This window comes from Candidatus Culexarchaeum yellowstonense (genome assembly GCF_024707025.1).
Taxonomy (GTDB): Archaea; Thermoproteota; Methanomethylicia; order Culexarchaeales; family Culexarchaeaceae; genus Culexarchaeum.
The window spans coordinates 1-3,006 of record NZ_JANGFQ010000103.1 but is presented as its reverse complement, the minus strand read 5'-3'; the positions used below and the strand labels follow the sequence as shown (position 1 = coordinate 3,006).

General features: G+C 40.6%; 4 protein-coding genes. 2 read left to right on the top strand and 2 right to left on the bottom strand.

The genetic code is table 11. From position 1 onward, the window contains the following. Positions 1-776 (bottom strand): hypothetical protein (locus MRT15_RS09035; RefSeq protein WP_304329760.1); only part of this gene is annotated, 776 nt, incomplete at its 3' end. A 41-nt stretch (positions 777-817) separates the two neighbouring features. Beyond that, the gene (locus MRT15_RS09030) at positions 818-1,492 is read right to left on the bottom strand and encodes an MBL fold metallo-hydrolase (protein ID WP_304329759.1); all 675 of its coding nucleotides are present in this window, start codon (positions 1,490-1,492) and stop codon (positions 818-820) included. 113 nt (positions 1,493-1,605) lie between these two features. Between MRT15_RS09030 and MRT15_RS09025 the strand changes: the two genes are divergently transcribed. After that, a complete protein-coding gene (locus MRT15_RS09025; protein WP_304329758.1) occupies positions 1,606-1,767 on the top strand; it encodes a 30S ribosomal protein S27ae in 162 nt (53 codons plus the stop codon). A gap of 33 nt (positions 1,768-1,800) precedes the next feature. After that, on the top strand, positions 1,801-3,006 hold a 1,206-nt coding region (locus MRT15_RS09020), incomplete at its 3' end, for a DEAD/DEAH box helicase (RefSeq protein WP_304329757.1).

Sequence of the window (3,006 nt, the reverse complement as noted above, 5' to 3'; positions counted from 1 at the left end):
TCTGCCTCCGCCTTCTCTATGTTCTTTACAGTTTTATTTAATGCATCCTTTACCTCGATTAGGCTTTCACTTAAACTTACATTTTGAAGTTCTATGATTAGCTTATCCCCTGCATTAAGCTTTATTGCCCCTCCAGTTAAGTTATATTTCTTGGTGTATACATATCTTCCAGCACCGGCTGAGTATGAGACTTCTGTCACCACGTTTACGTACATGTTTGCTGGTACTAGTATTAGGTTGCTATCTATTTCTAGGGGTATGGATCCAGCCCCCTCCCCGAAGCTGTCAAGAATTCTTGTTCCATTTATTTCAATTCCAGTTACTGATGGGACGCTGTATATGCTTATTCTCCCCTTCGAATCGCTTTTAGCATCTAGGCATTCTCCGTAAACCCTTATTTCTGCTGCATCTATTAGGGTTATTGTTAATTCAGTGTTTCCATGAACATCTAGACTTCTATATCCTATGACGTAATCTATTGTTGGGGTTTCAGGTTTATCTGCCTTCGCATATATCGTGTATGATCCTTGAGGTAATGTCACCTCTTTTGATCCAGATTCCAGGGTTAGTTTCTGGTAGAAGCTGAGTGTTTTCTGTGTTGTAATCTTGTATATGTATATTTTTGCATTTCCTATTAGTTCCCCCCTACTGTCCACCACCTTAATTAAGACTTTGAAGTTTTCTTCAGCCTTCACATTGCTTATGGCGTTTATTATGGCCGTTAATGCCATTAACGTTATCAATATTGTAATCAGCTTCTCCGCAGCTTTCCCCATTTCAATCCATCCACAATTTTACTGCACTCTACTTATAACCTTTAATTATTTTCACGTTTCATTGTTTGTTTTCTCATGGCATTCTTTAATGCCAGTTTTATGTGGCTTTTCGCTTCTTTAAGTAATATTTCGCCGTGTCCTGGGAGCATTGCATTTATGTTTAATGTGAGTATCTTTTCTAGGCTTTTAACTAGTTCCCTGTGGTTTCCTGTGGGTAGATCTGTTCTCCCATATTCTCCATTTGCGAATACTAGGTCTCCTGTGAATAGGGTTTCATGATATTGGAAGCATATGCTTCCTGAGGTGTGTCCAGGGGTGTGTATAACTTTGATTTTTGCTTTCCCCACATTTACTTCTTCATCTCCATATAATGTGTATACTCTGTCTTTTCCTATCTTTAGGCTTTCCACCACTATGTCCCTATCATTCTTATGTATGTATATCTTTACGTCATCGTTTCCCTCCATTAACCTCTTTATGTCTCTTGTGTGGTCTCTATGTCTATGTGTTATTAGCACCTTCCCAACATTTTCGGTGGATATTTTAAGTTCCTTTAAGGTTTCAATTATGTTTGAGTGTGGGGGTCCATATCCAACGTCTATTATTGCTGTTTCCCCATGGCTTTCTATTATGTATGTGTTGGAGCTTAGCCCATAGCTTATTACTGCATATATCTTTGCATCTTCTGTGCATTTAGCTTGGATATATGGGTACATCTCTACTTCTAAATATAATTACCCCCCTTTAACTAATAAATGATGTTGTTTTGATGATATTGGGTAAGTAAAATTTTTATAAGTATTCTCACTTAACCTATTGAGGTGTGTTTGTGGTGGCTGAGCGACATAAACTTTATACATTTGATTACAAGACTGGTAAGATAAGCTTCATTGGTAGGACTTGCCCTAAATGTGGTAAGGTTATGGCTAAACATAGTGATAGATTTGCTTGTGGATATTGTGGTTACACCATTTTTGTTAAGGGGAAGTAGGGTTCACATAAATTTATAATGGTTTTGATGGTTATGGCTGAGCTTAAGGGGGCATTCAATCTACTGGCTTTACCCGTTAGGAGGGCTTTGGAGAAGAGGGGGTTTACATCCCCCACTGAACCTCAGGAGAAGGCTATACCATTGATACTTGAGGGTAGGAATGTCCTCCTAATAGCCCCAACGGCTTCAGGTAAAACTGAGGCTGCAATGCTACCCATATTTAGTATGATGTGTGGTTTGCAGGGTCAAGGTGTTAAGGCTTTATACATAACCCCCCTTAGGGCTCTTAATAGGGATTTACTTGAGAGGTTGGAGTGGTGGGGTAGGGAGCTTGGTTTTAGAGTTGCTGTTAGGCATGGTGATACTGAGCAGTCTGAGAGGGTTGCTCAAGCTAGGATGCCCCCAGACCTATTGATCACAACCCCTGAAACTCTACAGATAATTTTGGCCGGGAGGGTTCTCCGTAGGGGTTTATCGACATTGAGATGGGTTGTTGTGGATGAAGTTCATGAGCTTGCTGAAGATAAGCGTGGAGTTCAGCTTTCAGTGGCTTTGGAGCGTTTGAGGAAGCTTATAGGACATGACTTCCAAATTGTTGGTTTATCTGCAACTATAGGTAGCCCTGAAATTGTGGGGAGTTTTCTTGTGGGTAATGGTAGGAGGGTGGAGATCGTTAAGATTTCAGCGACTAAGCTTATGAAGCTTAAAGTTGTCTTCCCAGAACCTTCACAGGAGGATTATGAGTTAGCCGCGAAACTTTATACTCATCCAGATGTATCTGCTAGGTTGAGGTTTATAAGGAGGCTTATTGAGAATTACAATTCAGTTCTATTATTCGTTAATACTAGAGCTATTGCTGAGGTTTTGGCTTCTAGGTTTAAGGTTTGGGATATAGATTTTCCAATTAGCGTTCATCATGGATCGCTATCTAAACCATCTAGGGTTGCAGCTGAGAGGGGGCTTAAGAATGGGGATTTGAAGGGGCTTGTATGCACATCATCCCTTGAACTTGGAATAGATGTGGGTAGGATAGACCTAGTCATACAGTACATGTCTCCTAGGCAAGTTACTAGGTTGATTCAGAGGGTTGGTAGGGCTGGTCATGGTGTTAATAGAGTTTCCAATGGGGTTATAGTTACAGCCGACCCTGAAGACACCCTTGAAGCTATGGTTATATGTAGAGCTGCATTGAATGAGGAGCTTGAGCCAGTTAAGGTTCCCGAGAAATCCTTCGATGTC

Bases quoted from the DNA above. Each gene is read 5' to 3' on its own strand.
- MRT15_RS09030 (WP_304329759.1), bottom strand. From the start codon at position 1,492: ATGTACCCATATATCCAAGCTAAATGCACAGAAGATGCAAAGATATAT.